The following is a 23,323-nucleotide window of genomic DNA, read 5'->3' on the forward strand; positions in this document are numbered from 1 at the left end:
AGCATGCTTGCCGGCCCGCGCTGCTGGACTACCCCATCGACCTGGCCTGCCCGCCCGAGGCGGGCGATCCCGGGCGGCATGGCCAAGAGCGAATGCGGCCTGAACGAGGCCGCTCCCACGGACAGCACCACGGGCGTCCCGAACGGGAAAGCCTGCGTGCAGACCTTCGCCAAGAAGCCCGGCTCGGCCGTGCACCTGTACAACATCGACGGCACCGTACCGACGTTCTACGAAGTGTGCGGACGCTCGGCCATCTCCGGTATCCACAACCAGGAGTCCATGGGGACGAACTTCGCCACGTTCATGAAGGACATACGCATCATGGACAAGGACGCCTACTGGCTCGATACCCGCATGACCGAGAGCTGCGTCCACACCAAGCGCTCGGCGACCCGGTCAAGCCCGTCCCATGACGTCAGGCTTGGGCCGGCGTGGCGTCCTCAGCGATCAGACTCATCGCGCGAGATAGCTCGTTCAGCCGACAGCAGGGCGCGTCGACACTGCACCGCTCGCCGCACCGCTCGCCCTCAGCTGTCACGGTTGGCCCGAGGCCGCATCATCGCCATCACACTCGATATGCCGCCCCGCCCTGCTCTGGGCGCCTGGGCAGACGCCGATCTTCACCAGGCGCCAGGGCGGGACGCGTAGTCGTCGGGTCCGGCAGCCTCCAACCCTGCACAAGCTGTCCGGCCGGTCACCCTCACGGACGGTAGGGCCGGCACCGCCGGACAGGCAGTCTTCTGGTCCCCGCCTGTGTCTCCCCCCGCGCGAAGGGCGCGCTCGTCGTGCGACCCAGCGTGGCCCGGGCGTCGGGGGGAGGCAGGGGAACTGCGGCCCGACTGCGGCTGCACCTGTGAGCACGCGTCCAGCCTGTGGTACGGCGGGCCCTTGCTTGACCCTGCTGGTCAATTTGTCAGTGAGGCAGACAGGGAGGACGCTTGAGAAGGGGGCAGGGCTCATGCCTGATCGGAGGAAACCGTGATCGTCATCGGAGTCGTTCTGCTGATTGTGGCGTTCTTTGCCAAGATCACCATCCTGTGGACGGTCGGGATCATCCTGATCGTGATCGGGGCGATCCTGTTCCTGCTGGGCCGCCTGGGCCACGCGGTCGGCGGACGACGGCATTACTGGTAGACGCAGCCGCACCCCGCTGTACGACAACCGCCGGCGTGGGCGCTTGAACCGCCCCTTTGAGGCGTGGGCAGGGGCGGCCGCAGAGTGTACGGGGCTCACTCGGCCAACGAGCGGAGGACCCAATGTCCCCTATTGTCATCATCATTGCCGTCGTGCTGGTGCTTCTCTTGTGCACGGTGGCAGCGTGGATGGTCAGCACACGCCGCCGGAAGCTACGGGAGCAATTCGGCCCGGAGTACGAGCGGGCCGTGGAGGCCAAGGACGGCCGCCGGGCGGGCGAGCGTGAACTGCGCGAGCGCGAGGAACGCCACGACGCGCTGGACATCAAGCCACTGCCCGCACCTGTCCGGGACCGCTACACCCAGGACTGGACCCGGGTGCAGGAGAGGTTCGTTGACCGGCCCGACGACGCGGTCCACGAGGCGGACCGGCTCGTGACCACGCTCATGAGCGAGCGCGGGTATCCGACCGGGGGGTACGAGCAGCAGCTGAAGGACCTGTCGGTCGAGCACGGGCGCACGTTGGAGCACTATCGCGCGGCCCATGAGGTCAACGACCGCAGCAGCCGGCATCAGGCGACCACGGAGGAGCTGCGGGGTGCGATGGTGCACTACCGCGCGCTGTTCGGGGAACTGCTCCACAACGGCGACCAGCCGCGCGAGGGCCAGGCGTGAGCCCGCAGCCAGCACTTGAGGACGACGAGCCGGCCCAGTCGCAACACGCGGCGGACGGAAGTGAAGAGATGCGCAACCAAGACACACCCCAGCGGGACGAGGGCGGTCTGTCCACGGAGGATCTGACCGGTGCCGGGCAGGGCCCTGGAGATGAAGCGCCGGGCTTGGCTGACGCCCCACCGGAGTATCCCGGGGAGGCCACGACCACCAATCGGGAGGGCCGGGAGGAAGGTGGCGGGCGGGCATCCGTCGGTGAGCGCCAGGAAGCGGAACTGGCCGAGGAGAACGAACCCCTGCTCGGAGAGGAGCAGGAGGAATTCCGCGCCAGGTGGCAGAAGATCCAGGGCGAATTCGTCGACGACCCCAAGAACGCCGTCGACGCGGCCGACCAGCTGGTCGCCGAGACGATGCAGGCACTGGCCACGACCTTCTCCGAGCGCAAGCGAGGTCTCGAAGGCCAGTGGCATCGCGGTGAGGAGGTGGCGACCGAGGATCTGCGCGTTGCGCTCCAGCGTTACCGCTCGTTCTTCAACCGCTTGCTCAGCACCTGACCTGCCCGGCCGCTGCCACGCCCGCAGACCGCTGACCGGCCTCCCTCCCGATGCACTGGCAGATCACTCACAAAGGACGGCCGACCATGAGTATCGCCAAGAAGATCGCGCACAAAGCCGAAGCAGTCAAAGGCGGCGCCAAGAAGGCTGCCGGCCGCGGAACAGGTAGTCGGCGCCTGCAGGCGGAAGGACGCGGCGACCAGGTCAAGGGCAACATCAAACAGGCTGGGGCGAAGATCAAGGACGCTTTCAAACACTGACCATTGCGCCCCTCGACCGCAGCCGCCGGGGGCTTCGGTCGTTGTAGCAGACACCTCGCACTCCATCGCCGGAGCGCGAGGTGTCTGCGGTTCACGAGTAGTGGCTCTGGCTCAACTTCCGTGACGCGGAAACGGTGAGTGACTGTTGCCGGTCGTGTCGGCCGGTCCATCCACGGAGGTTGAGCCAGAGCCGAACTGCCCCATTGCGGGGCCACCAAAACGGTAATGGGGGGCACCGTTGGCCTGGGCGTCATGCCTGAGGCTTCTGCAGTGGCGCGCTTCTACGATGAGCTTGCGGATGACTACCACCTCATCTATGCCGATCGGGACGCCGGCATGTCCCGGCAGGGGAAGGCCTTGAGCGCGGTGATCCGCGCAGGGCTCGGCACGGGGTCTGTCTCGGTGCTGGACTGTTCTTGTGGGATCGGCACCCAGGCAATCGGTCTCGCCATGCGCGGTCACCGGGTCACGGGTACCGACATCAGCTCGTCGGCGGTGAGCCGCGCGGGGCGGGAGGCGGCTCTCCGGGGGGCAACTGCCAGTAGCAGCAGCCGACATGCGACGCCTCCCCTTCGCCGACTCCCGGTTCGATGTCGTCATGTGCGCCGACAACTCCCTGCCCCACCTGCTCACCGAGGAGGACGTGCACGCGGCTCTTGCGGAACTGCGACGGGTTCTTCGTTCGGGTGGACTGTTGGTGATCAGCACTCGTCCCTATGACGAGATCTTGCGCGCCCGTCCCGTGTCGACCTCCCCGCAACTCGCGTCCACCCCGTCGGCCGGTCGAAGCATCACCTTCCAGCTGTGGGACTGGCACGACGATGGTGAACGCTATGACCTGGAACACTTCCAGCTCGTCCCGGACGGGGAGGGTTGGCGCATCCGGGTGCGACGCAGCAGATACTGGGCCCTCACTCGGCAGCAGCTGACCGGCTTCGTCACCGAGGCGGGATTCGCCGCAGCGGAGTGGGAGGCGCCCGAAAGCGGCGGCTTCTTCCAGCCAGTCCTCACCGCCCGGGTTCCTTGAATCACGCCGGACGTCGTGATCAGGCGGCGCGGCGGCAGCCGCGGCCTCAAGTGGGCAGGCCCTACGTATCGGTAACTCCCACCCCCGCGCGTTCATGCCGGTCAGTGTGTGCCACCTTCACAACACGTCTCGGGATGCCGTCGTGTTGGCATCCGTACGTTCGCGGCCCGAGGACAGCCGACCGACGAGTTCCGCGGACCGGGTCCTGTATCGCGCCACTGATGCCATCTTGATCTCCTCGTAGCCGCGCACGGTGTCGGGCAGTGAGGCGATCTCGACGGCCAAGCCGTGGCCGCCCTCGTCGAGATTCCGGCAGACCTCGGTGATCGTGGCCTCGTACTCGACGACCAGGGCCCGTTCCGTGCGCCGCACGCGTGCCGCTCCGAAAGGATCCAGGCGTGTGCCACGCAGCCTGCGCATCGCGGCGAGTGCTTGGAAGGCGGGCTTGAACCAGGGGCCGAGTTCGATCTTGCGGTTCATGCCGAGTGCCCGCAGGACGGGCGGGTGGAGACGGTAGGACATCCGCGCGCCGTCCCCGAAGCGTGCCTTCACCTCCCGCTCGACCTCGGGGTCGAGCGAGAGCCGGGCCACCTCGTACTCGTCCTTGTACGCCATCAGCTTGTGCAGGTGCCTGGCCACGGCCTCGGTGAGTGCGGTCGAGCCGGGGACGCGCTCGCACTCTGTTTGACGGACCTGTTCGACGAAGCGTGCATACCTCGTCGCGTAGGCGGCGTTCTGGTACGCGATGAGGTCCGGTACACGGACCTCCAGGAGCCGGGCGAGCTCCGACCCGGGGGCGGCCCCGACCAGTTCGAGGGTGTGCCGGGCCGCGGCGGACAGACCGCGCCCCGGCTTCGGTGCGGCGGCACGCCCCTGCAGGAGGGCGGCGAAGGCCTCGGGGTCGGCGACGGCCTGGCGGCCGAGACGGAACGCCTTGAGGTTGACCTCGACCTTCACTCCGTTGAGGGTGATCGCCTCCTCGATGGCATGGGCCGGCAGCGGCAGCCCACCGGTCTGGTAGGCCACGCCCGTGAGCAGGAGATTGGCGGACTGGTCCTCACCCAGGAGGTCGTTGGCGAGCCGGCGCGCGTCGAGGAAGACCGCGTCCCTGGACTCTGCCCGGATCCGTTCCTTGAGATGTTCGGCAGGCGGGAACGACACCTCCGGGTCGATCACCATCTGTCCGGTCGGGACCTCTGCCGTGGAGACGACCGCCACTGTTCGCGCCGGGGCGGCCGTCGTCAGTTGTCCCGGTTCGGCGGCGACGAGCAGGTCACAGCCGAGGTAGAGATCGCACTCGTCCAGGGCCGCCTTGCCGGCCTGTTGCGTCGCCTCCTTGGTGATCTTGATGTCGGAGACCACCGCGCCGCCCTTCTGGGCCAGTCCGGTCTGGTCGAGGGCCCGGACGTGCAGGCCCGCGAGTGAGGCCGCGGTACTGAGGATCTGGGCGAGGGTGACCACGCCGGAGCCTCCGACGCCGGTGATCCGGGTGGTGTGGGATGCCGGTACGGCAGGCTCCGGATCGGGCAGGGCGGCGCCGTCCGGCATGGGGACGGGGGTGAAGGCGGGCTTTCCGCCGGCGGGGACGACGGTGAGGAAGGAGGGACAGTCCCCCGCCAGACAGGCGTAGTCCTTGTTGCAGGAGGACTGATCGATCCGGGTCTTGCGGCCGAACTCGGTGTCGACGGGCTGCACGGAGAGGCAGTTGGACTGCTGTCCGCAGTCGCCGCATCCCTCGCACACCCGCTCGTTGATCATCACGCGCTCGGTGGGTTCGGGCGCGAGGCCGCGCTTGCGCTTGCGTCGGAGTTCCGTCGCGCATTCCTGGTCGTGGAGGAGCAGGGTGACGCCAGGGGTGCGGGCGAGCGCCTCCTGGGCCTCTGTCAGCCGGTCGCGGTGCCAGACGACGACGCCCTTCGGAAGCGTGACCTTCCGGTAGCGCTTGACGTCCTCGGTCGTGACGATGATGCGCTTGACGCCCTCCGCCAGGAGGCCTTGGGCTATCGCGGGCACGGGCATGACGCCGACGGGTTGCTGGCCGCCGGTCATCGCCACCGCCGAGTTGTAGAGCAACTTGTAGGTGACGTTCACCCCGGCCGAGACCGCCGCCCGGATGGCGAGGCTGCCGGAGTGGTGGAAGGTGCCGTCCCCGAGATTCTGGATCAGGTGCTTCCGTTCCAGGAACGGCTGCATGCCGATCCACTGGGCGCCCTCTCCTCCCATCTGGGTCATGCCGATCACGTCCCCGGCCTGGGCAGGGTCCATGAGCGTGACCATGGCGTGGCAGCCGATCCCGGCGCCGACGGCGGCGCCCTCGGGTGCCTTGGTCGAGAGGTTGTGGGGGCAGCCGGAACAGAAGTAGGGGGTGCGGGTGAGCAAGGGCAGAAGTGGCAGCGTCTTGCGCCGGGCCGTTGCCCGCGTGGTCTCCAACCAGCTCTGTACGGTGGGGAATCCACCCAGTGCGTTCAGCCGGGGCGCGAGCCGTGCGGCAACGGTGTCGGGATCGAGTTCTCCGTCGAGGGGGAACAGGGCCGAACCGTCGGGTGCGCGCTTGCCGGAGACGGACGGCTGGTCGCGGCGACCGTAGAGCAGGTCCTTGAGGGCGGTCTCGATGAGTGGCCGCTTCTCCTCCACGACGACGATGTGGCGCAGCCCCCTCGCGAACCGTTCGACGACCGTGGGTTCCAGCGGGTGGATCATGCCGAGGTGCAGGAGGCGCACACCGCGGCGCTCCAGTTCGGCGTCGTCGAGTGCGAGGATGCGCAGGGCCTGGCGGAGGTCGAGGAAGGTCTTGCCCGCCGCGACGATGCCGATGCGGTCGTCGGGACCCGTCCGGGTGATCCGGTTGAGGTTGTTGGCGACGGCGTAGCGACGGGCGATCTCCAGGCGGGCGCCGTCCCGGCTGCGTTCCAGGTCGCCGAGGGCCGGTTGCACCATCCGGGTGCCTACGGTGTGGCGGTACGGCGCTCCTTCGAACGTGAGGTCCGGAACGACCGGTGAGACCCGTCCGGCGCTCACGTCGACGGTGCCGGAACCGTCCGCGACGGCCGTCACGATTTTCAGCGCCACCCACAGACCGGATGCCCGGGACATTGCCACACCGTGCAGCCCGAAGTCGAGGGCTTCTTGCGGGTCGGACGGGTAGAGCGTGGGCAGGCCCAGGTCGGCGAGGAGCAGTTCGGAGGCGCCGGGGACGGTCGACGACTTGGCGGCGGGATCGTCGCCGACCAGGGCCAGTGCGCCGCCGTCCGGGTGGGTGCCCATCAGGTTGTTGTGCCGGATGGCGTCCGAGGCGCGGTCGAGGCCCGGGGACTTGCCGTACCAGATGGCCGTGACGCCGTCGACGCGCTTGTCCGGCTGGGCTGAGGCGAGTTGGGTGCCCTGGACTGCCGTCGCCGCGAGTTCCTCGTTGACGCCGGGGCGGAAGACGATGTCGTACTCGTCGAGGAGGGAGCCGCAGCGCGCGAGTTCCATGTCGTATCCGGCGAGCGGCGAACCCTCGTATCCGGAGACGAATCCCGCGGTGTCGCGGCCCTCGCGACGGTCGGCGCGACGGATGTCGAGCGGCAGGCGGGCGAGGGCCTGGATGCCGGTGAGGTGAAGGGTGCCTTCTTCGCGTACGTATCGATCCTGAAGCGTGGGGCGGGGGCCGGTTGCTTTCTGAGGGGTCACCACTGCGTTCCTCCGGGTGGGGCATCTGTGGTCGTCGGGGCGGACGAGGAGTCGGCCCGGTACGGCAAGGACGGGTGCCCGATACGGCCGTGCCGGCGGGGCGCGGCCACGATGCGCGGGTCGGCGCGGGCCGGGTCTGGTCGCCGGCTGTCAGCGCTGGTCGGCTCTGACCGACACCGGTCGGCGTCGGTCGACACGGGCCGACACCGGTCAGCGTCGGTCGACACGGGCCGACACCGGTCGGCGTCGGTCGGAACCGCGGTGTCCATGGGGCAGGCGTGGCAGACCGAGGCGGCCGAACCCGGCCGTCCAGACCGGACAGCCGGAACGCCGCGGCGAAGAGGCCGCCGGGCGAGGGCTTGTCGGCAGGCGGGCCGTGCAAGGGGGCAGAAAGGCCGGGAGAGCGCCGGGCGCGGGGCCCGGCGCTCCACACGCGCCCCGCGCCGGGCTAGGCGTCCCGCTCGGCCGCGTTGAGCAGGACAGCGAGTGCGGACGCCGGGGATGATCCCTCGGCGCTGTGCCACGCGATATGGCCATCCGGTCGGACGAGGAGGGCTCCGTCCTCACCGATCCCGAGCAGCTGCGAACAGTAGCCGTCAGGGCTGGTGATGTCCCGGCCGATCACGACAGTCCGTTTCGCCACGCCTGCCCCGGTCTCCGCGAAGGCATCGGTCCAGGCGGCTCCCCCGGGCCCCGTGATGAGGGTGAAGCCCGGCATGAGGAGGTCGTGCGTCGACACCCGTTCCCCGTCGCGTTCGACCCAGGCGTGCGGAAGTCGTGCTCCGGGGACGGCGGTCGGGGTGTAGTCGGTGGCCGAGAGCGGGGCTCCGCCGACGCCGTCGGCGTGCCGGGCCGCTCCGTAGATGTATCCGATCTCTTGATTGAGCGCGTCGAAGTGCGGGCGCTGCGGGGGGATGGCCTCCGCGATCCGTCGGCGTTCCGCTGCGGCAACTGACGGGTCGGGGCTTTCGAGGCGTGCGGCGATCCTGGTCGTTTCGGGCCCTATCCCGACCTCGGCCATCTTCATGGCGTTGAGGACGCTGTGGCGGGCGTTGTCGACGGCGACGGGGCGGCGTTCACGCTCGTAACTGTCGAGCAGGGCGTCGGAAGCGCGGCCCGCCAGCACGGTGGCGAGTTTCCAGCCGAGGTTGTCCGCGTCGGCGAGGCCGCTGTTCATGCCCAGGCCGCCTGTCGGCGGGAACTGGTGTGCTGCGTCGCCGACGAGGAAGACGCGGCCGCTGCGGTAGGTCTCGGCGGTCCGGGCCGTCATGGTCCACGGCCCCACGGAGCGGATGTCCACGTCGAGTTCGGTGGTTCCGACGGCATCCCGGATGATCTGGGCGCACCGTTCGGGCGAGTAGTCCCGTGGCGATTCGACAGCCGGGTCGAAGCTCCGCTGGAAGGTCCACCGGCGAACGCCGTCCATCCCGATGAGAAGTCCCGGGGAGGCGCTGTTGATCAGCCAGATCAGCAGGGCAGGATCTTGCCCCATCCACGGGGACAGGTCGGCGTGGAAGTAGATGTTCAGCTGGTGGCCGAGGGCCGCGGAACCGTCCATCGCGATGCCGAGCTTGTCGCGCATGCCCCCGGTCGCCCCGTCCGCCGCCACGACGTAACAGGTGCGCAGGATCTGCCGCTTGCCCACGCCTTCCACGGTGACGTCGACCCAATCGCCGTGGTCCGTCACCTCCACGACGGTGGTGCTGTATTGGACGGTGGCCATGCCCTGGGCGAGGACGGCGTCGAGGAGGTGTTGCTGCACACGGTCCTGGGCGCAGGAGGTGAGCTGCTCGGCGGAGGCGTTGACCCGGCGCAGGAGTTGGTCCTCCGGCCCTTCGACGAGGTCGATCCGGCCCAGTGGTTTCCCGGCGAGGGTCTGTTTCCACAGGATGGTGCCGGCCGATGCCAGGTCGACCGCGTCCGCGCGGACGGCGTCCGCGATGCCCCAGGTGCGGAGCAGTTCCATGGACCGGGTGTTCACGACATGGGCTCGGGGGTGCGGATTGATCCCGTCGTACTGTTCGAAGACCGTGCTGCGGACGCCGTGCCGGCCCAGGACGAGCGCGGTGGCCAGCCCCACGGGGCCGGCTCCGATGATGACGACCGGGGTGTCGATGGCGGTCATGAGCGCCTGACCAGTTCGGCGAAGGATTCACCCGAATCGAAGCGGCGCACCAGGTCGTCGGGGTCGAACTCGACGCCGATCGGATTGGCTTCGAAGGCTCCGGACCGGAACCACTCGTCGAGGGCTTCCTCGGTGGCGAAGTTGTCGATCTGGAGCTCGATGTGATTGCCGTCGGGATCCTCGAAGTACATCGAGGTGGTCGGACCGTGGTTGATGCACCAGAAGGGGAGGATGCCGTCCCCCTTCAGCCGCTGGTACGTGCCGAGCAGATCGCCGATCGTGGCGTAGGTGAATGCCGCGTGGTGCAGGCCGGTGTGCGCGTCCGTCGGACGCTCGGACGCTCCGGTGGAGACCAGCGCGACACGGTGGTGTTCGTCGTCGTAGGTCAGGAAGGCGAGGGCGTCATTGGCGAAGGTGACGCGGCCTTCGAGAACACGTATGTACCACTCGGTCATGCCCGGCAGACGGCCGGTGCGCAGGACGATGTGGGCGAGTTTTCCTGGAGAAGCCATGGGACAGCGACCTCCTCATCGAGGGCACGGCAGCCCTCTTGACTGCCATACAAGAGAACCCTAGACGGGCTCTTGTATGGCAGTCAAGAGATCGCGCTCAGCGCGCCGCCGCGACGGCCACCAGCGCCTCCATGAGGAGGTCGACGAACTCTTCGGTCGGCCGGTCCAGCTCCCGAGCACTGACCAGCAGCCCCTCGAACAGCACATGGGCCATGTCCGCCACGGGTGCGACGTCGGCCCCCTCGGACAGCCGGCTCGCGACGGCCGCCAGAAGACGACCCTCCAGCCACTCCCGCATGCGGGAGTAGACATCGGCGAGGGCCGGCGACTCGCCCATGCGGTCGTACGCCTCCCGGTGCAGCCCGCGATACGACTCCAGGTCGGCAAGGAACGCCACCAGCTGCCGCCGCGGATCACCTCCGATCACGGGGTCCGCCTCGACGCGCTCCCGCTCGCGCAGGAAGAGGCGGTCCAGGGCGGCGGCGAACAGGTCATCCTTGGTCGGGAAGTACCAGCGCACGGCATTGGCCGCGACGCCGGCCGCCTTGCCGACCTCGGCCAGACTGGTCCCCTTGTACCCCTTGACGGCGAAGAGCTCCCAGGCGCTGTCGACCAGGACGGCCTCACGCTCGGCTTTCGGGATCTGCTGACGGTTCCGTGGCATAGCAACCCAGCCTAGGCGGCGCACCCTCGCCCCCATCCGCGGCATCGGGAAACAGCAACCCGGCAGCCCATGAGCTCTTGACTCCGAAACAAGAAAGCTCTTGACTCGAAAACAAGAGAATGTGTCCCCAACACGTGGGAGTCCGTGATGCGCCTCTACAGCACAGCCCTGGGCATCGCCAGGGAGGAGAGCCCCGGCGAGCTCTCCGTACTCGATCTCCCCTTCGCCGACCTGGGCGCCCTCCTCCAAGGACCGGGTATCGACGCCGCACGCGCGGCGGCGGTCGTCCGGCGGGTCGCTCTCGACGAGGTCCGGGTGCACGCCCCCGTTGCCCGGCCCGGGAAGATCCTGATCGTCGGCCTCAACTACCGCAGCCACGCGGAGGAGGCCCTGGAGATGTTCGCCGCGATGGGGCGGCCCGGCATCACCCTGCCGACGGAGCCGAATTTCCGGGTGGTCGCCGGATCCGCGGTCACCTCACCGGGCGGGGACATCCGCCTGCCGGCCGTCGCGGCCGACCAGGTCGACTACGAGGGCGAGGTGGCCGCCGTGATCGGCAGGCCCGCGAGCGCCGTCTGCGCCGCCGACGCGGAGGGCCACCTCGCCGGCCTGACCATCGCCAACGACGTCTCCGCGCGCGATATCCAGCAGCGCGCCATGTCGGGCGATCCGACCGCGTCCATCGGCGTGGCCAAGAGCTTCGACACCTTCAAGCCGCTCGGCCCCTGCCTGGTCACCCCGGACGAGTTCGCCGACCCGCTCGACCTGAGGCTGCGCACCCTGGTCAACGGTGACGTACGCCAGGACGACCGCACCAGCAGCTTCATCCACGGCGTGGCCAGGCTGATCTCCTACCTCTCCCGCTACCAGACCCTCGAACCCGGAGACGTGATCCTCACCGGAACACCGCGCGGCGCCGGCGCTTTCTCCGGTCGCCACCTGCGCCCCGGCGATGTCGTCGAGGTCGAGGTCGAAAACATCGGCACGCTCCGCAACCGCGTGACGGCCGCCTCCGACGACGGGAGCACGGGCGCATGACCGCCAGAACGCACCGCACGACGGGCGCTCGTGATGGAATGCCGCACACGGCAACACTTCTCGACAAAGCCCAGTCGCTCCGCTCGCTCCACATACCGGGCAGGCCGTCGATCCTGCCCAATGCGTGGGATGCCGCGTCCGCACGTGTCGTGGCGGACGCCGGTGCTCCCGCGATCGCCACCACCAGCGCGGGCATCGCATGGTCACTGGGCCAGGGTGACGGTGATCATCTGAACCGTGACCAAGCTCTCGTTGCGATCGCACGTATCACGGCGGCCGTCGACATTCCGGACAGCGCCGACATCGAACGCGCGTCGATGCCCAGGCAGTATCCACCGGTGTAGCCGAGGGCGGTCAGAACCCTTCAGTTGGCCAGTTGAGAAAGGGTGGCGCGCCCACACCGTCCGCCCAGCCGGCCTCGCTGTCAGCGCTCTGTGTCATGATGCGGACGCGTCCCAGGGGGAGTGGGCCGCGGTCTACTGATTGCCAGGGGGTTGGGGATGGGCGCGGGTACGGAGCCGGACGGCTCGTCCAGATCCGACGAGGAGTGGGAGCGGTTTCTGCGCGAGTCGGTGGCGGGTGCCGCCGACGCGCCCAAGGAGCCGTCGGCGCGGGCCCGCGACGTGGCAAAGCGGCTGCGCGCGGAGCCCGGCCGCGACCTGGAGGGCTGGCGCAGCTACACGCCCGCGCGGCCCAAGCGGCGCACGGGCTGGTACGTGGTCGGGCTGCTGGCCTCGCTGGTGCTGCTGGTGGTGGCGCTCGCGCCGGGGCGGATAGTGGACCTGTTCGCTGGCGCTGACTCCCCGCCGCTGGCGGCCGAGACCGCCCGCCCGACCCAGGTACCCCCGGCGGAGGCGGCCCAACGCCCCACCGTGGACGAGCCGTTCCGCGGTTCGCCGGCGGCGAGCTGGGCGAGCGGAGTGGCGGGGATCACCGTGCCGAAGGCCGGGGCGGTCGGCTGGATGAGCGCGGCCGAGGTCGAGCGGGCCCTCGCCCGCAGCCGGGACTTCCTCGTCGCGTCCGGCCTGGACCGCGGGGTGCTGCGGGGCGAGCGCCCCGAGAAGGCGATTGCACTGATCAACCCGCACCAGAGGGACGTCCAAGACCTTCTGAAAACCGCTTTCCGAACCCCGAGCGAGAAGAACGACCCCCTCCTCCTCTTCAGCCGCTTCCAGCCCTCCCGCACCCACCTGGTCGGCGACGTCGTGAAGACCCGGGGCCGGCTCACCTACCGGGAGGGCGAGCGTGGCGCGCTCCAGGTGACCGCCGACGTCACCTTCGTCTACCCGGTCACCCGCGCGGAAGCGGGCGGCGACGACGAAATCGTGCGCACGATCGTCCGGCGCGAGCTGGTCCTGAGCTGGGACGACCCTGACAAGGTGATCACCGAGCCGGGCACGTTCTCGATCATCTCGTACAAGTACGACATGACCAACGGCGGCTGCGGCGCCCCCACGGGCTACTTCACCCCACCCTTCGGCACGGACCGCCGGGCAGACGAGGCCGGCACGGAGGTCGACCCGTACGACCGCAGCGCGCCGGTCGGGCGGGGCGAGTCCTCTGGGGACGAGTGCGGGAGGGCGACGCGGTCCTAGCGGGCGTTACTCGGTGGCGGCCACCCCAACCCCGAGGGCGGTGAACATCCAGCCGCCGATCCGCTCCCAGCGCCGGCGCCAGGCCGGTCGCCCGAGCACCGCGCGCAGCCGGTCGGCGACGTGCACGAGCGCCAGCCAGTGACGACGCCGATCGCGACATCGAGCGCGCCGAGTCAGCCACGTCCGGCGTGAGGCCTACGGCATCCGCGGGTCAGTGACAGACGGCGGGGATCGCCGGTTGCCGCTGCTCCGCAGGTCAGAGGGTGCTGAGATGCTGGACGGAAGAGATGCTGTTGGTGATCTTCGGCGCGAGCCCCCGTCGAGTTCCGGCGGTCGCTGGTCATGCAACAGCCGCCAAGCCAGGCTGTCGGCCGAGGGCAGTACGAGAGACGCCCAGCGGCTACGACTCCGCCATCCCGCACAGGCGTAACGGCACGACGTCCATGGACCCCAACGAGATCACCAACAGCATCCAGAAGTTGAGCCAGAACCACCTCGCGTTCTGGCTCAACTTCTGTGGTCGGTCACGCTGGGTTGGCCGGTCACGGGGGAGGAGGACCTGTTTGCGCATGAGACCACGCACGCCAACGGTTCTGACCGGGTGCGACATGCCGCCGCTGGCGTAATCGGCTTGCTGGGGCGGTTGGCGGTGTCAGGCTGTACGGGTTGATCAATGTCGTGCGCGGAGCCCCGTCTGTACGGGCGTGTGAGCGCTCTTCGAGCGGATCGCCGTTAAGCGCCCAATGGATTCGAGTCTGTCGGGGTCTGCGCCGGGTCGGGGTCCTGTGAGCCGGAATGCGCGGCCGGGTGTTGAAGGCGCTGGCGCCGAGGGGCGGGAGAAGGCGGTCCCCATCCCGGCTGGAACCGCCTCGTACCGGCGCCTGGCCACCGAAGCCGAGCACCAGGCCGCCTGGCGAACCCCTCGGGGAGACAGCCGCCCAGTGAGTTCCCCGAGGCAGCGGGACGAAGGGATGCAAGCAGCGATGACCGATGGCGGGCGGAAGCCGAGCAAGTTCGGGGTGGACCGATCGGAGGGATTTGGTGAGCGGTTGCTGGGTGTGCTGCTGGACCGGGCTCACGAGATGCCGCCGCAGTTGATCGCCCCGCTCGTTGCGGAAGAGGTGGCCAGGGTCGGTGGCCGGGACCTCTCGATCCTCTTGCAGGACTACGAACAGATGCTGCTGGTGCCGCTGCCGGGGCGGCGGTTGACGGTCGGTGACCCCGAACCGGTCGAGGACTCCCCCGCCGGCGAGGCGTTCCTGGCCCGCAGAACGGTAGAGGTGCCGCAGGACGGCAGTGTGCGGATGTATCTGCCGCTGCTGGACGGCAGTGACCAGATCGGGGCGATGGCCGTCACCCTGGACAGCGTCGATGACGACGACCGGCGGTTGCTGCGCAGACTCGCCGCTTTGGTCGCAGACATGATCGTCACCAAGGACGCCTACACCGACCTGTTCTTCCAGGCCCGACGCAGCGCCCCGATGAGCGTGGCCGCGGAGATCCAGTGGTCGTTGCTGCCCCCGCTGTCGATGACCGTTCCGCAGGTTGAGGTGGCGGGAATCCTGGAGCCCGCGTACAACGTGGCCGGCGACAGTTTCGACTACGCCCTCAACGGCGACATCCTTCATGTGGCCATGATCGACGCGATGGGCCACGGCCTGGACGCGGCGACCATGGCGACGGTGGCCATCGGCGCCTATCGCCACACGCGACGGGCCAACACCGGTCTGTCCCAGGTGTATGCGTTTATGGACAAGGCCATCAATGAGCAGTTCGGCCCTGACCACTTCGTCACCGCGCAGATGATGTGTCTGAACATCACCACGGGCCGGATGCAATGGGTCAATGCCGGCCATCCGGCACCGCTGCTGATCCGTGACCGTGCCGTGGTGGACCGGCTGGAGAGCCCGACCACGTTGCCGGTCGGTTTCGGCGGTGAGCAGCCGGTGGTCAGTGAGCGGATGCTGCAACCCGGGGACCGGTTGGTGTGTTTCACCGACGGCCTGATCGAGGAGCACCAAGCCGGCGGTAAACAGTTCGGTGAGGAGCAGTTCATCGAGTGGACCAACCGCGTCGCCCGTGACCACACCGCGGTGCGGGCGGTGGTGCGGGCGCTCTCCCACGCCCTGAAACAGGAACGGGGCGGCATCACCAGCGACGACGCGACCATCTTCCTCATCGAGTGGCGCGGTGGCGACGCCGATCATCTCGCCACCCTCGATTGAGCCGACAACCACCCGCCCCCACGGAGCCGACGATGCCGAAGCCCCCACGGCCGATCCGCCGTTCGCCAAGCCGCCCTCGGCCCAGAGGACAAAGGCAGCCGTGACCGCAGGATCCGGTGAACCTCCCGGCGCCGCCCCGCACGGTGACGGTTCCGTCGGGTCTGCCATGGAGGGCCGCGTTGTCGAGGAGATTGTCCTCTGCCAGACGCAGTCCGACGGACCAGCCCGGTACCGTCACAGGATCGACGGCGGCCAGCCGGTAGGTGACGGCCGGGTGCCGCCCGGCTTCGTGAGTGGTGGCTTCTCCGACGAGATCAGCGAGGTCGACGGCGGTCCGCTCGGGCAGTGCGTGGGCGTCACCACGGGCCAAAGCTTGTAGTCCGGTGAGGAGAGTGGTGAGGCGGTGATGCGTGGATCTGCACCGCGACCTTCTACACCGCCCAAGAGGTCAACGGACGCTCCTGCCCCTGGTGCATCGCGGACGGCAGCGCCACTGAACGGTTCGCCGGCGAATTCACCGACTCCTACGGACTCGAAGACGTCAGCGAGGAGACCCTGCACGAGGTCACCCGCCGCACTCCCGGCTTCCATGCCTGGCAGGATCCGCACTGGCTCGTCCACTGCCACGACGCGGCCGCCTTCATCAGCGAGGTCGGATACAGCGAACTGGCAGCCCACCCCGAGGCACTCGACCAGCTTCGGCAAGACCTCCGCATGGACGGCTGGCACGACGCAGACCAACTCGAGCAGTTCCTGACCCACCTCGGCGAGGGGACCACCGCCATGCTCTTCCGCTGCACCACCTGTGCGGCACCCACCTCGCCTACGCAGACGCCTCATGACCCCCCAGCTCGCTGAAGCTGTCGCCCATCTCGTCGGCGGGGGTGGCGCGCAGGGTTTGACGCACCTCCTTGCAGCCGGGGTCGGCGGCACGGTTGTGCTGTTCATGCGGATCGCTTCACCGCGGGCTGAGACGCGGGAGGGCCTGAGAGGCCGCGTCGTCACAAGCCTGCTCCCCCACCCGTCGAAGCGGCGAGCCGCCCGGTTCGGCCAGTCGCACCAATGCCCGGGCCACATGTGGTGGAAGTGGACGAAGAGGGCGGTTTCCGCACGTCCTAAGCTCCTGCGCAGTCGAGCAGGGAGGATGCCGTGCAAAAGCTGGACGGGTCGGATCAGCTGAACAAGCTGGAAGAGGTCGGTGCCTGGCTGCGCCGTCGGTTGCCGGATCTGCTCGTCGAGAGCCAGGTGCCCGGAGCAGCCGTGGCGGTCCAAGCCGGTGATGCATGGGTCGAATCCGCGGCCGGTGTGCTGAGCACGGCCACCGGGGTCGACGCCACGGTGGACTCACTCTTCCAGATCGGGTCGATCACCAAGGTGATGACCGCGACGCTGGTCATGCAGTTGGCCGACGAGGGACGACTGGATCTGGACGCTCCTGTACGGGCGGTCCTGCCGGAGTTCCGGATCGCCGACGAGGAAGCGGCGCGCGGGATCACCACGCGGCATCTGCTGAGTCACGTCGCGGGTTTCGAGGGGGACATCTTCACCGACACCGGCAAGGGTGATGACTGCCTGGAAAAGTACCTGGGCGTCCTGCGGGACGTGCCGCAGCTCTTCGAGCCGGGCGCGATGTTCTCGTACAACAACGCCGGGTACTGCGTGCTCGGGCGGATCGTCGAGGTGCTGCGCGAGGAGCCGTTCGACGTCTGCGCCCGGCGGCACCTGTTCACTCCGCTGGGCATGAGTCACACCGCGAGTGACCCCTACGAGGCGATCGTCCACCGCACGGCGGTGGGTCACATCGAGAAGGTGCCGGGGGCGCCGCTCGAACCGACGCCGGTGTGGGCCCTGGCACGCTCGAACGCACCGGCCGGATCGATGCTGGCGATGCCTGCGCGCGATCTGCTGGCCTTCGCCCGGATGCACCTCGCCGGAGGCCGGGGCCCCGACGGGGTGACCGTGCTCGGCCCGGAGACCGTACAGGCCATGCAGCGGCCGCAGGTCACGCTGCCCGACATCGACCAGGGCGCCGCCTGGGGGCTCGGCTGGGAGCTCTTCGACCTGTCGGGCGCCGCGGTCATCGGACACGACGGGAACACCATCGGTCAGTCGGCGTTCCTGCGCCTGGTGCCGGAGCGGGGTGTCGCGGTGGCGATCGTCACCAACGGCGGCCTGTCACGGCGCGTCTACACGGAGATCGCGGACCGGGTCCTCGGTGAACTCGCCGGGGTCGGTCTGCCCGCCTCGCCGGTGCCGGACCCGGGCGCTCCCGTCGCGGAGACGTCCCGGTACGTCGGTACCTACACCTCCAGCACCGCCGAGACCACGGTGAGCCGGGACACCGCTGGGCGGCTGTGGCTGGAGCGCACTCCCCGGGGAGCCATCGCCGAACTCGACGAGGCGCCGTACCGCACGGAGCTGGTCGGCAGGCGCGGTGACACCTTGATCCCGGTCGAGCCGGAGCGCGGGGTCCACGCGCCGCTCGCCTTCCTCGGTGACGACGGGCAGGGACACGCGCTGTATCTGCACACCGGCCGGGCCGAGCGGCGGGCACAGCGATGAACGAGCTGCACCGACGCGCGATCGTGGCGGACCTGCACAACGACCTGCTGTGTGCGGTGGTCGCCCGGCCCGTGGACCACTGGGCGGAGTTCTTCCGGGAGCGCTGGCTGCCGCAATTGCGGGCCGGCGGGGTGAACCTTCAGGCGCTGCCGGTGTTCGTCGAAGATCCGTACCGGCCGGAGGGCGCGCTTCGCCGCACGCTGCGCATGATCGAGGCGGCACACCGGCTCGCGGCCGGCAACGCCGATGCCGTCACGCTGTGCACGGACGGCGCCCAGGTCGACCGGACGCTGGCCGAGGGCCGGATCGCCCTGGTGCTGGCGCTGGAGAGCGCACCCGGCGTGGGCGAGGACGTGGAGCTGCTGGAGACCCTGTTCCGGCTGGGGGTCAGGATCGCGTCCCTGGCCCACTTCGGTCGTACCTCCCTGGCCGACGGCAGCGGCGAGGACGCGACGGGCGGTCGGCTGACCCGCTCCGGGGTCGCGGCGCTGGCCGAGATGGAGCGCCTCGGCATGCTCTACGACATCAGTCATCTCGGCGTGTCCGGGGTCGAGCACGTCCTGGAGCTGTCCTCACGGCCGTTGATCGCCACGCACTCCGGCGCACGGGCGCTCTTCGACCACCACCGCAACCTTGACGACGAGCAGATCCGGGGCGTCGCCGCGGGCGGCGGAGTGGTGTGCGTGAACTTCTTCGCTCCGTACCTGCACGAGAGCGACTACTCGATCGGCCGGCTGATCGACCACATCGAGCACATTGCCGAGGTGGCCGGCGTCGAGCACGTCGGGCTGGGTCCCGACTTCATCAAGGAAGTACTTGCCGACACCACTCCCCCGTGCTGCGAGCGGGCCTTCGTCGAGGGAGTGCCGGCCGACGCCTATCTGCCCGGGCTCGCGGGTCCGGCCGGGCTGCCGCTGGTCACCGATGCGCTGCAACAGCGGGGGTGGCCGGAGCGCGACATCGTCGCGGTCCTGGGGGAGAACGTACGGCGCCTGCTGCGGAACGAACTGGGCCGGCCCGCGTCCGCCGGCTGAGCGCCGTGCGCGGCAGGAGTTTCCCTTCGTGCGATCGGAACGACGCACACCTGAATGTTCAGCGAACCCGACGAACGACGACTGAAGTACGTGTCTCAAAATCGTCGGATGGTCGAGGAGATGGAGAGCCATATCGTGCGCGCGAGCGATGGTTTTGAGAACGCACGTGAGCCCGCGGACGGCAGCCGAGTGCTGACGATCCGCGATCTGTCGGTCGAGATCCGCCGGGGCGACCGGATCGTCCACCCGGTCTCGGGCGTCAGTCTGGCGCTCGATCGCGGGGAGACCCTGGGGATCGTCGGGGAGACCGGATCCGGCAAGTCCATGACCGGCCTGGCCGTGATGGGCATGCTGCCGGCCGGTGGCCGGGTGACCGGAGGCTCGATCGACTTCGGCGGTACGGAGCTCGTCGGACTCCCCGCGGACCGGTACCGGGCCCTGCGCGGCAACGACATCGCGATGGTGTTCCAGGATTCGATGACGGCCTTGAACCCCACCCGTCGCATCGGCGAGCAGGTCGCCGAACCGGTGCGGTTGCACCGGGGCGCGTCGAAGCAGGCCGCGCGGGCACGTGCCGCGGAGGTGCTCGACCTGGTCGGGATACCGAAGCCCATCGAGCGGTTGGACGACTATCCGCACCAGCTCTCGGGCGGCATGCGGCAACGCGTGATGATCGCGATGGCCCTGGCGTGCGAGCCGCGGGTCGTCATCGCGGACGAGCCGACCACCGCGCTCGACGTCTCCATCCAGGCGGAGATCCTCGATCTCCTGGACGACCTCAGGTCCCGGCTGGGCATGTCGATGATCCTCATCACCCACGACATGGGAGTGATCGCCCGGCACGCCGACCGGGTGGGCGTGATGTACGCCGGGCGCGTGGCCGAGACCGGGCCGACACCAGCTCTTTTCAGCCATACCCGGCACCGCTACACCCATGCGCTGCTGTCCTCGATCCCCTCACTCACCCAGGACCGGCGCGAGCGGCTCTTCAGCATTCCGGGCACACCGCCGGATCTGTCCGCCTCCCCCGCGGGCTGTCCTTTCGCGCCGCGCTGCGCGGCCGCGACGGACCGCTGCCACGAGGAGCGGCCGCCGCTCTCGGTGGAAGAGGACGGGCACACCCACGCGTGCTGGCACCCGGTCGCCACGACAGCAGTCCGTACCGGCTCAGGGGCATCGGCCGTCGCGCGGCCCGTCGTCCCCCCCGAGGCCCCTGCCGCACGCGAGACAGCGCCGCGGCTGCGGATCGTCGATCTCCGACTTGAGTACCCGGTGGGCCGACGGGGCCTCCTCGGGCGGCGCCGCACTGTCAAGGCGGTCTCCGGAGTGAGCTTCGACGTGGCGCCAGGTGAGACGTTCGGCCTGGTCGGGGAGTCGGGATGCGGCAAGTCCTCGCTGGGCCGCATGCTCGTGGCCCTGAACCGGCCCACGTCGGGCGAGGTGATCTTCGACGGCGCGTCGGTGACCGGTATGAGTGCCCGCGAACTCGCCCCGCGCCGGTCCCAGCTGCAGATGATGTTCCAGGACTCCAACTCCTCCCTCGACCCCCGCATGCGCATCGGCGCGATCCTGCGCGAGCCCCTCGCGATCCAGGGCATCGGCACGCGCGCCGCCCGGACCGCCCGGGCCCGCGAGCTCCTCGGGGATGTGGGGCTGGCGTCGGGCGTCCTGGAGCGCTACCCCCACGAACTCTCCGGGGGACAGCGCCAACGGGTGGGTCTGGCCCGCGCGCTGGCCCTGGACCCGAAGGTGCTGGTCGCCGACGAGCCGGTCAGCGCGCTGGATGTCTCCATCCGTTCCCAGGTCCTCAATCTGATGCACCGCGTCCAACGTGAACGCGAACTGAGCAGTGTCGTGATCTCCCACGATCTCGCGGTCGTGCGGTATCTGGCCGACCGCGTCGGAGTCATGTACCTGGGCAAGTTGATGGAGACCGGCACCACCGAGGAGGTGTACGGGTCCACCGCGCACCCGTACACCGCAGGGCTGCTCGCGGCGGTTCCCGAGGCGGACCCCGCCGCGCCGCGCCCCCGGTCGGGCACGCGCGTGCGCGGCGAACTGCCCAGTCCCATCGATCCGCCCAGCGGCTGCCGGTTCCGCACCCGATGTCCACTGGCGACCGAGGAGTGCGCGGCGACGGAGCCCGCCCTCGCGACCCTCACCGGCACGCACAAGGTCGCCTGCCACCACCCGCTGCGCTCGCCGGCCGCACAGCCCGAGGAGCTCTCCGCACGATGAACCGTCACTCACCACTCCCCTGCACATCAGGGACCCCACGGATCTCCCGGAGAGGAGATGGACACGCATGAGCTGGTACGTGGTCCGACGGCTGGCGATCTCCTTCGTCGTCGTGCTGGGCATCTCCGCGATGGTGTTCTTCCTGCTGCACGTGGTCTCGGACGACCCGGGCCGCGTGGTCCTGGGACAGCGCGCATCCCCCCAGGCCGTGGCCGACTTCAACCGGGAGCACGGATTCGACCGGCCCCTCGTCGTGCAGTACTTCAGCTATCTGGGCCAGCTCGCCCACGGTGACCTGGGCAGGTCCTACAAGCTCAACGAGAACGTGGGGGCGGTACTGCGGCAGAACGCCGGCCGCAGCGCGATGCTGTCGCTCGCCGGCCTGGTCCTCGCGCTGCTGATCGCCGTCCCGCTCGGCATCCTCCAGGCGGTCCGCCGCAACAGTCTCGTCGACCGCGCCACCACGGCGGCCTCCTACGTGCTCTACGCGACACCGTCGTTCCTGCTGGGCCTGATCCTGATCGCCGTGTTCAGCCAGTCCCTGTCGTTCTTCCCTGCCGAGGCGTCCCAGTCGCACTCCGCGTGGGTGGTCCTGACCGATCCACGCGCCATGGCCCTGCCCGTCATCACGCTCGCTATCACCAGCGTCGCGATCTTCTCCCAGTACCAGCGCTCGTCGGCTCTCGACCAGCTCGGCCAGGACTACATCCGGGTCGCCCGGGCCAAAGGGCTCCCGGAGCGGAGCGTCCTGACGCGCCACCTGCTGCGCAACGCCTGTCTGCCGCTGATCACGCTGGTCGGCACGCTCATCCCCAGCCTCCTGGCAGGCAACCTGATCGTCGAGTCGCTCTTCAACTACCCCGGCCTCGGCCTGCTGTTCCTCAACAGCCTGCAGCACGAGGACTACCCGGTGCTCCTCGCCTACACCCTGATCGGCGGCGTCCTCACCGTGGCCGGCAACTTCGTCGCCGACATCGCGGTCGCCGCCGCCGACAGCCGAATCGAGTTGAACAAATGACCTCACGACACACGGACACGGCGGGGGCCCCGGAGGCAGGCGCCACGGCGCCGTCAGTACCCGACCCGGCCGAACCGACCGATGTGCGCGAGCGGTTCACTCTCAAACCGGCGCTGCACGCACTGCGGCGCCACCCACTGGGCCTCGCCGGCGGGCTGCTCCTGATACTCGTCGTCGCGTTCTGCTTCCTCGGCCCCCTGATCTACCAGACCAACCAGACCGACGTGGATCTGGTGAACGCGGCTCTGCCGCCCAGCACCGAGCATCCGCTCGGGACGGACCTCAACGGGTTCGACGTGCTCGGCCGCCTCATGGCGGGCGGCAGGGTCTCCTTGCAGATCGGGCTGCTCGCCGCGCTGTTCGCCACCACGATCGGTACGGTCTACGGCGCCGTCGCCGGACTCGCCGGCGGGATCGTCGACGGGTTCCTGATGCGGGTGGTCGACACCCTGCTGTCGATCCCTTTCCTCTTCTTCGTCCTGATCCTCTCGGTGCGCTTCCACGCGAACGCCGTGTCGCTGAGCCTGGTCATCGGCGGGTTCTCCTGGCTGGTCTCCGCCCGGCTCGTCCGCGGCGAGGTCCTGACCCTGCGGGTACGGGAGTTCGTGCTGGCGGCCCGGGTGATGGGGGCCTCCCGACCGCGGCTCATCCTCACCCACCTGATTCCGAACGCGCTCAGCGTGATCATCGTCGTCATCACCTTCCAGGTGGCCGACGCAATCCTCGTCGTCGCCGCACTGGGCTTCCTGGGCTTCGGCCTGACGTACCCGACCGCGGACTGGGGCAGCCAGCTCGCCAACGGCGCGACGTTCATCTCCGCCGACTACTGGTGGCTGGTGTATCCCGTCGGCATCTGCGTCATCGTCACGGTGCTGGGGCTCAACCTGCTGGCGGACGCGCTCCGCGACGCGGTCGGTCACCGGGCCGGCTGAGGCCGCTCGCCACAACCGTCGCCCCTTTCACCCTCTTCCACCACACCTCGCAGGGAGCCATC

19 protein-coding genes and 1 pseudogene are annotated in these 23,323 nt (G+C 69.3%); 16 read left to right on the forward strand and 4 right to left on the reverse strand.

What is annotated here, in order from left to right; translation table 11 throughout:
* The first annotated feature begins 78 nt into the window (after positions 1 to 78).
* The 6 genes and pseudogenes from ACGFU7_RS22185 (at position 79) to ACGFU7_RS22210 (ending at position 3,646) form a co-directional block, all read left to right on the forward strand.
* Positions 79 to 648, forward strand: coding sequence for a hypothetical protein (locus ACGFU7_RS22185; protein WP_393697726.1), 570 nt, complete (start codon positions 79 to 81; stop codon positions 646 to 648).
* 330 nt (positions 649 to 978) lie between these two features.
* On the forward strand, positions 979 to 1,134 hold the full coding sequence (locus ACGFU7_RS22190; protein WP_383975246.1) for a DUF6131 family protein: 156 nt from the start codon (positions 979 to 981) through the stop codon (positions 1,132 to 1,134).
* A 122-nt stretch (positions 1,135 to 1,256) separates the two neighbouring features.
* The gene (locus ACGFU7_RS22195; RefSeq protein ID WP_393697727.1) at positions 1,257 to 1,808 is read left to right on the forward strand and encodes a hypothetical protein; all 552 of its coding nucleotides are present in this window, start codon (positions 1,257 to 1,259) and stop codon (positions 1,806 to 1,808) included.
* Positions 1,809 to 1,876: 68 nt separating this feature from the next.
* Positions 1,877 to 2,359 (forward strand): hypothetical protein, encoded by a 483-nt coding sequence (locus ACGFU7_RS22200; protein ID WP_393697728.1) that lies wholly within the window; start codon positions 1,877 to 1,879, stop codon positions 2,357 to 2,359.
* 86 nt (positions 2,360 to 2,445) lie between these two features.
* On the forward strand, positions 2,446 to 2,619 hold the full coding sequence (locus ACGFU7_RS22205; protein ID WP_393697729.1) for a CsbD family protein: 174 nt from the start codon (positions 2,446 to 2,448) through the stop codon (positions 2,617 to 2,619).
* Between the two features lie 252 nt (positions 2,620 to 2,871).
* A pseudogene (locus ACGFU7_RS22210) lies at positions 2,872 to 3,646 on the forward strand (class I SAM-dependent methyltransferase).
* Between the two features lie 117 nt (positions 3,647 to 3,763).
* Here ACGFU7_RS22210 and ACGFU7_RS22215 read toward each other — a convergent pair.
* The 4 genes from ACGFU7_RS22215 to ACGFU7_RS22230 all read right to left on the reverse strand — a co-directional run bounded on the left by ACGFU7_RS22215 (position 3,764) and on the right by ACGFU7_RS22230 (position 10,619).
* Positions 3,764 to 7,318 (reverse strand): indolepyruvate ferredoxin oxidoreductase family protein, encoded by a 3,555-nt coding sequence (locus tag ACGFU7_RS22215; protein ID WP_393697730.1) that lies wholly within the window; start codon positions 7,316 to 7,318, stop codon positions 3,764 to 3,766.
* A gap of 448 nt (positions 7,319 to 7,766) precedes the next feature.
* On the reverse strand, positions 7,767 to 9,443 hold the full coding sequence (locus tag ACGFU7_RS22220; RefSeq protein WP_393697731.1) for an FAD-dependent monooxygenase: 1,677 nt from the start codon (positions 9,441 to 9,443) through the stop codon (positions 7,767 to 7,769).
* Entirely contained in the window at positions 9,440 to 9,955 is a 516-nt protein-coding gene (locus ACGFU7_RS22225; protein ID WP_393697732.1) for a VOC family protein, read from the reverse strand. Before ACGFU7_RS22225 ends, ACGFU7_RS22220 begins: the two co-directional genes overlap by 4 nt.
* A gap of 97 nt (positions 9,956 to 10,052) precedes the next feature.
* Positions 10,053 to 10,619, reverse strand: coding sequence for a TetR/AcrR family transcriptional regulator (locus ACGFU7_RS22230; protein WP_393697733.1), 567 nt, complete (start codon positions 10,617 to 10,619; stop codon positions 10,053 to 10,055).
* 147 nt (positions 10,620 to 10,766) lie between these two features.
* Between ACGFU7_RS22230 and ACGFU7_RS22235 the strand changes: the two genes are divergently transcribed.
* The 10 genes from ACGFU7_RS22235 (at position 10,767) to ACGFU7_RS22280 (ending at position 23,261) form a co-directional block, all read left to right on the forward strand.
* Positions 10,767 to 11,657, forward strand: a complete 891-nt coding sequence (locus tag ACGFU7_RS22235) for a fumarylacetoacetate hydrolase family protein (protein WP_393697734.1) — start codon at positions 10,767 to 10,769, stop codon at positions 11,655 to 11,657.
* Positions 11,654 to 12,001, forward strand: coding sequence for an isocitrate lyase/phosphoenolpyruvate mutase family protein (locus tag ACGFU7_RS22240; RefSeq protein ID WP_393697735.1), 348 nt, complete (start codon positions 11,654 to 11,656; stop codon positions 11,999 to 12,001). The genes ACGFU7_RS22235 and ACGFU7_RS22240 overlap by 4 nt, the downstream gene beginning before the upstream one ends.
* A gap of 156 nt (positions 12,002 to 12,157) precedes the next feature.
* The gene (locus ACGFU7_RS22245) at positions 12,158 to 13,252 is read left to right on the forward strand and encodes a hypothetical protein (RefSeq protein WP_393697736.1); all 1,095 of its coding nucleotides are present in this window, start codon (positions 12,158 to 12,160) and stop codon (positions 13,250 to 13,252) included.
* 983 nt (positions 13,253 to 14,235) lie between these two features.
* The gene (locus tag ACGFU7_RS22250) at positions 14,236 to 15,477 is read left to right on the forward strand and encodes a PP2C family protein-serine/threonine phosphatase (RefSeq protein ID WP_393697737.1); all 1,242 of its coding nucleotides are present in this window, start codon (positions 14,236 to 14,238) and stop codon (positions 15,475 to 15,477) included.
* Positions 15,478 to 15,891: 414 nt separating this feature from the next.
* Complete coding sequence (locus ACGFU7_RS22255; protein ID WP_393697760.1) at positions 15,892 to 16,335, forward strand: CbrC family protein; 444 nt, start codon at positions 15,892 to 15,894, stop codon at positions 16,333 to 16,335.
* 291 nt (positions 16,336 to 16,626) lie between these two features.
* Positions 16,627 to 18,039 carry a serine hydrolase domain-containing protein gene (locus tag ACGFU7_RS22260; protein WP_393697738.1) on the forward strand — a complete coding sequence of 471 codons (1,413 nt, stop codon included), beginning with the start codon at positions 16,627 to 16,629 and terminating at the stop codon, positions 18,037 to 18,039.
* Complete coding sequence (locus ACGFU7_RS22265) at positions 18,036 to 19,073, forward strand: dipeptidase (protein WP_393697739.1); 1,038 nt, start codon at positions 18,036 to 18,038, stop codon at positions 19,071 to 19,073. The genes ACGFU7_RS22260 and ACGFU7_RS22265 overlap by 4 nt, the downstream gene beginning before the upstream one ends.
* A gap of 108 nt (positions 19,074 to 19,181) precedes the next feature.
* Positions 19,182 to 21,311 carry a dipeptide ABC transporter ATP-binding protein gene (locus tag ACGFU7_RS22270; RefSeq protein ID WP_393697740.1) on the forward strand — a complete coding sequence of 710 codons (2,130 nt, stop codon included), beginning with the start codon at positions 19,182 to 19,184 and terminating at the stop codon, positions 21,309 to 21,311.
* A 67-nt stretch (positions 21,312 to 21,378) separates the two neighbouring features.
* Positions 21,379 to 22,329, forward strand: a complete 951-nt coding sequence (locus ACGFU7_RS22275; protein WP_393697741.1) for an ABC transporter permease — start codon at positions 21,379 to 21,381, stop codon at positions 22,327 to 22,329.
* Positions 22,326 to 23,261: an ABC transporter permease gene (locus ACGFU7_RS22280; RefSeq protein WP_393697742.1), complete on the forward strand. Its 936-nt coding sequence runs from the start codon at positions 22,326 to 22,328 to the stop codon at positions 23,259 to 23,261. The genes ACGFU7_RS22275 and ACGFU7_RS22280 overlap by 4 nt, the downstream gene beginning before the upstream one ends.
* Positions 23,262 to 23,323: the final 62 nt, after the last annotated feature.

Source organism: Streptomyces sp. NPDC048473 (assembly GCF_043200155.1).
In the GTDB taxonomy this organism is placed as follows: Bacteria; Actinomycetota; Actinomycetes; order Streptomycetales; family Streptomycetaceae; genus Streptomyces.

Coding starts and splice junctions, on each gene's coding strand:
- ACGFU7_RS22240 (WP_393697735.1), top strand. CDS start 11,654: ATGACCGCCAGAACGCACCGCACGACGGGCGCTCGTGATGGAATGCCG.
- ACGFU7_RS22275 (WP_393697741.1), top strand. CDS start 21,379: ATGAGCTGGTACGTGGTCCGACGGCTGGCGATCTCCTTCGTCGTCGTG.
- ACGFU7_RS22205 (WP_393697729.1), top strand. CDS start 2,446: ATGAGTATCGCCAAGAAGATCGCGCACAAAGCCGAAGCAGTCAAAGGC.
- ACGFU7_RS22225 (WP_393697732.1), bottom strand. CDS start 9,955: ATGGCTTCTCCAGGAAAACTCGCCCACATCGTCCTGCGCACCGGCCGT.
- ACGFU7_RS22270 (WP_393697740.1), top strand. CDS start 19,182: ATGGTCGAGGAGATGGAGAGCCATATCGTGCGCGCGAGCGATGGTTTT.
- ACGFU7_RS22250 (WP_393697737.1), top strand. CDS start 14,236: ATGACCGATGGCGGGCGGAAGCCGAGCAAGTTCGGGGTGGACCGATCG.
- ACGFU7_RS22265 (WP_393697739.1), top strand. CDS start 18,036: ATGAACGAGCTGCACCGACGCGCGATCGTGGCGGACCTGCACAACGAC.
- ACGFU7_RS22245 (WP_393697736.1), top strand. CDS start 12,158: ATGGGCGCGGGTACGGAGCCGGACGGCTCGTCCAGATCCGACGAGGAG.
- ACGFU7_RS22195 (WP_393697727.1), top strand. CDS start 1,257: ATGTCCCCTATTGTCATCATCATTGCCGTCGTGCTGGTGCTTCTCTTG.
- ACGFU7_RS22280 (WP_393697742.1), top strand. CDS start 22,326: ATGACCTCACGACACACGGACACGGCGGGGGCCCCGGAGGCAGGCGCC.
- ACGFU7_RS22185 (WP_393697726.1), top strand. CDS start 79: ATGGCCAAGAGCGAATGCGGCCTGAACGAGGCCGCTCCCACGGACAGC.
- ACGFU7_RS22220 (WP_393697731.1), bottom strand. CDS start 9,443: ATGACCGCCATCGACACCCCGGTCGTCATCATCGGAGCCGGCCCCGTG.
- ACGFU7_RS22200 (WP_393697728.1), top strand. CDS start 1,877: ATGCGCAACCAAGACACACCCCAGCGGGACGAGGGCGGTCTGTCCACG.
- ACGFU7_RS22230 (WP_393697733.1), bottom strand. CDS start 10,619: ATGCCACGGAACCGTCAGCAGATCCCGAAAGCCGAGCGTGAGGCCGTC.
- ACGFU7_RS22235 (WP_393697734.1), top strand. CDS start 10,767: ATGCGCCTCTACAGCACAGCCCTGGGCATCGCCAGGGAGGAGAGCCCC.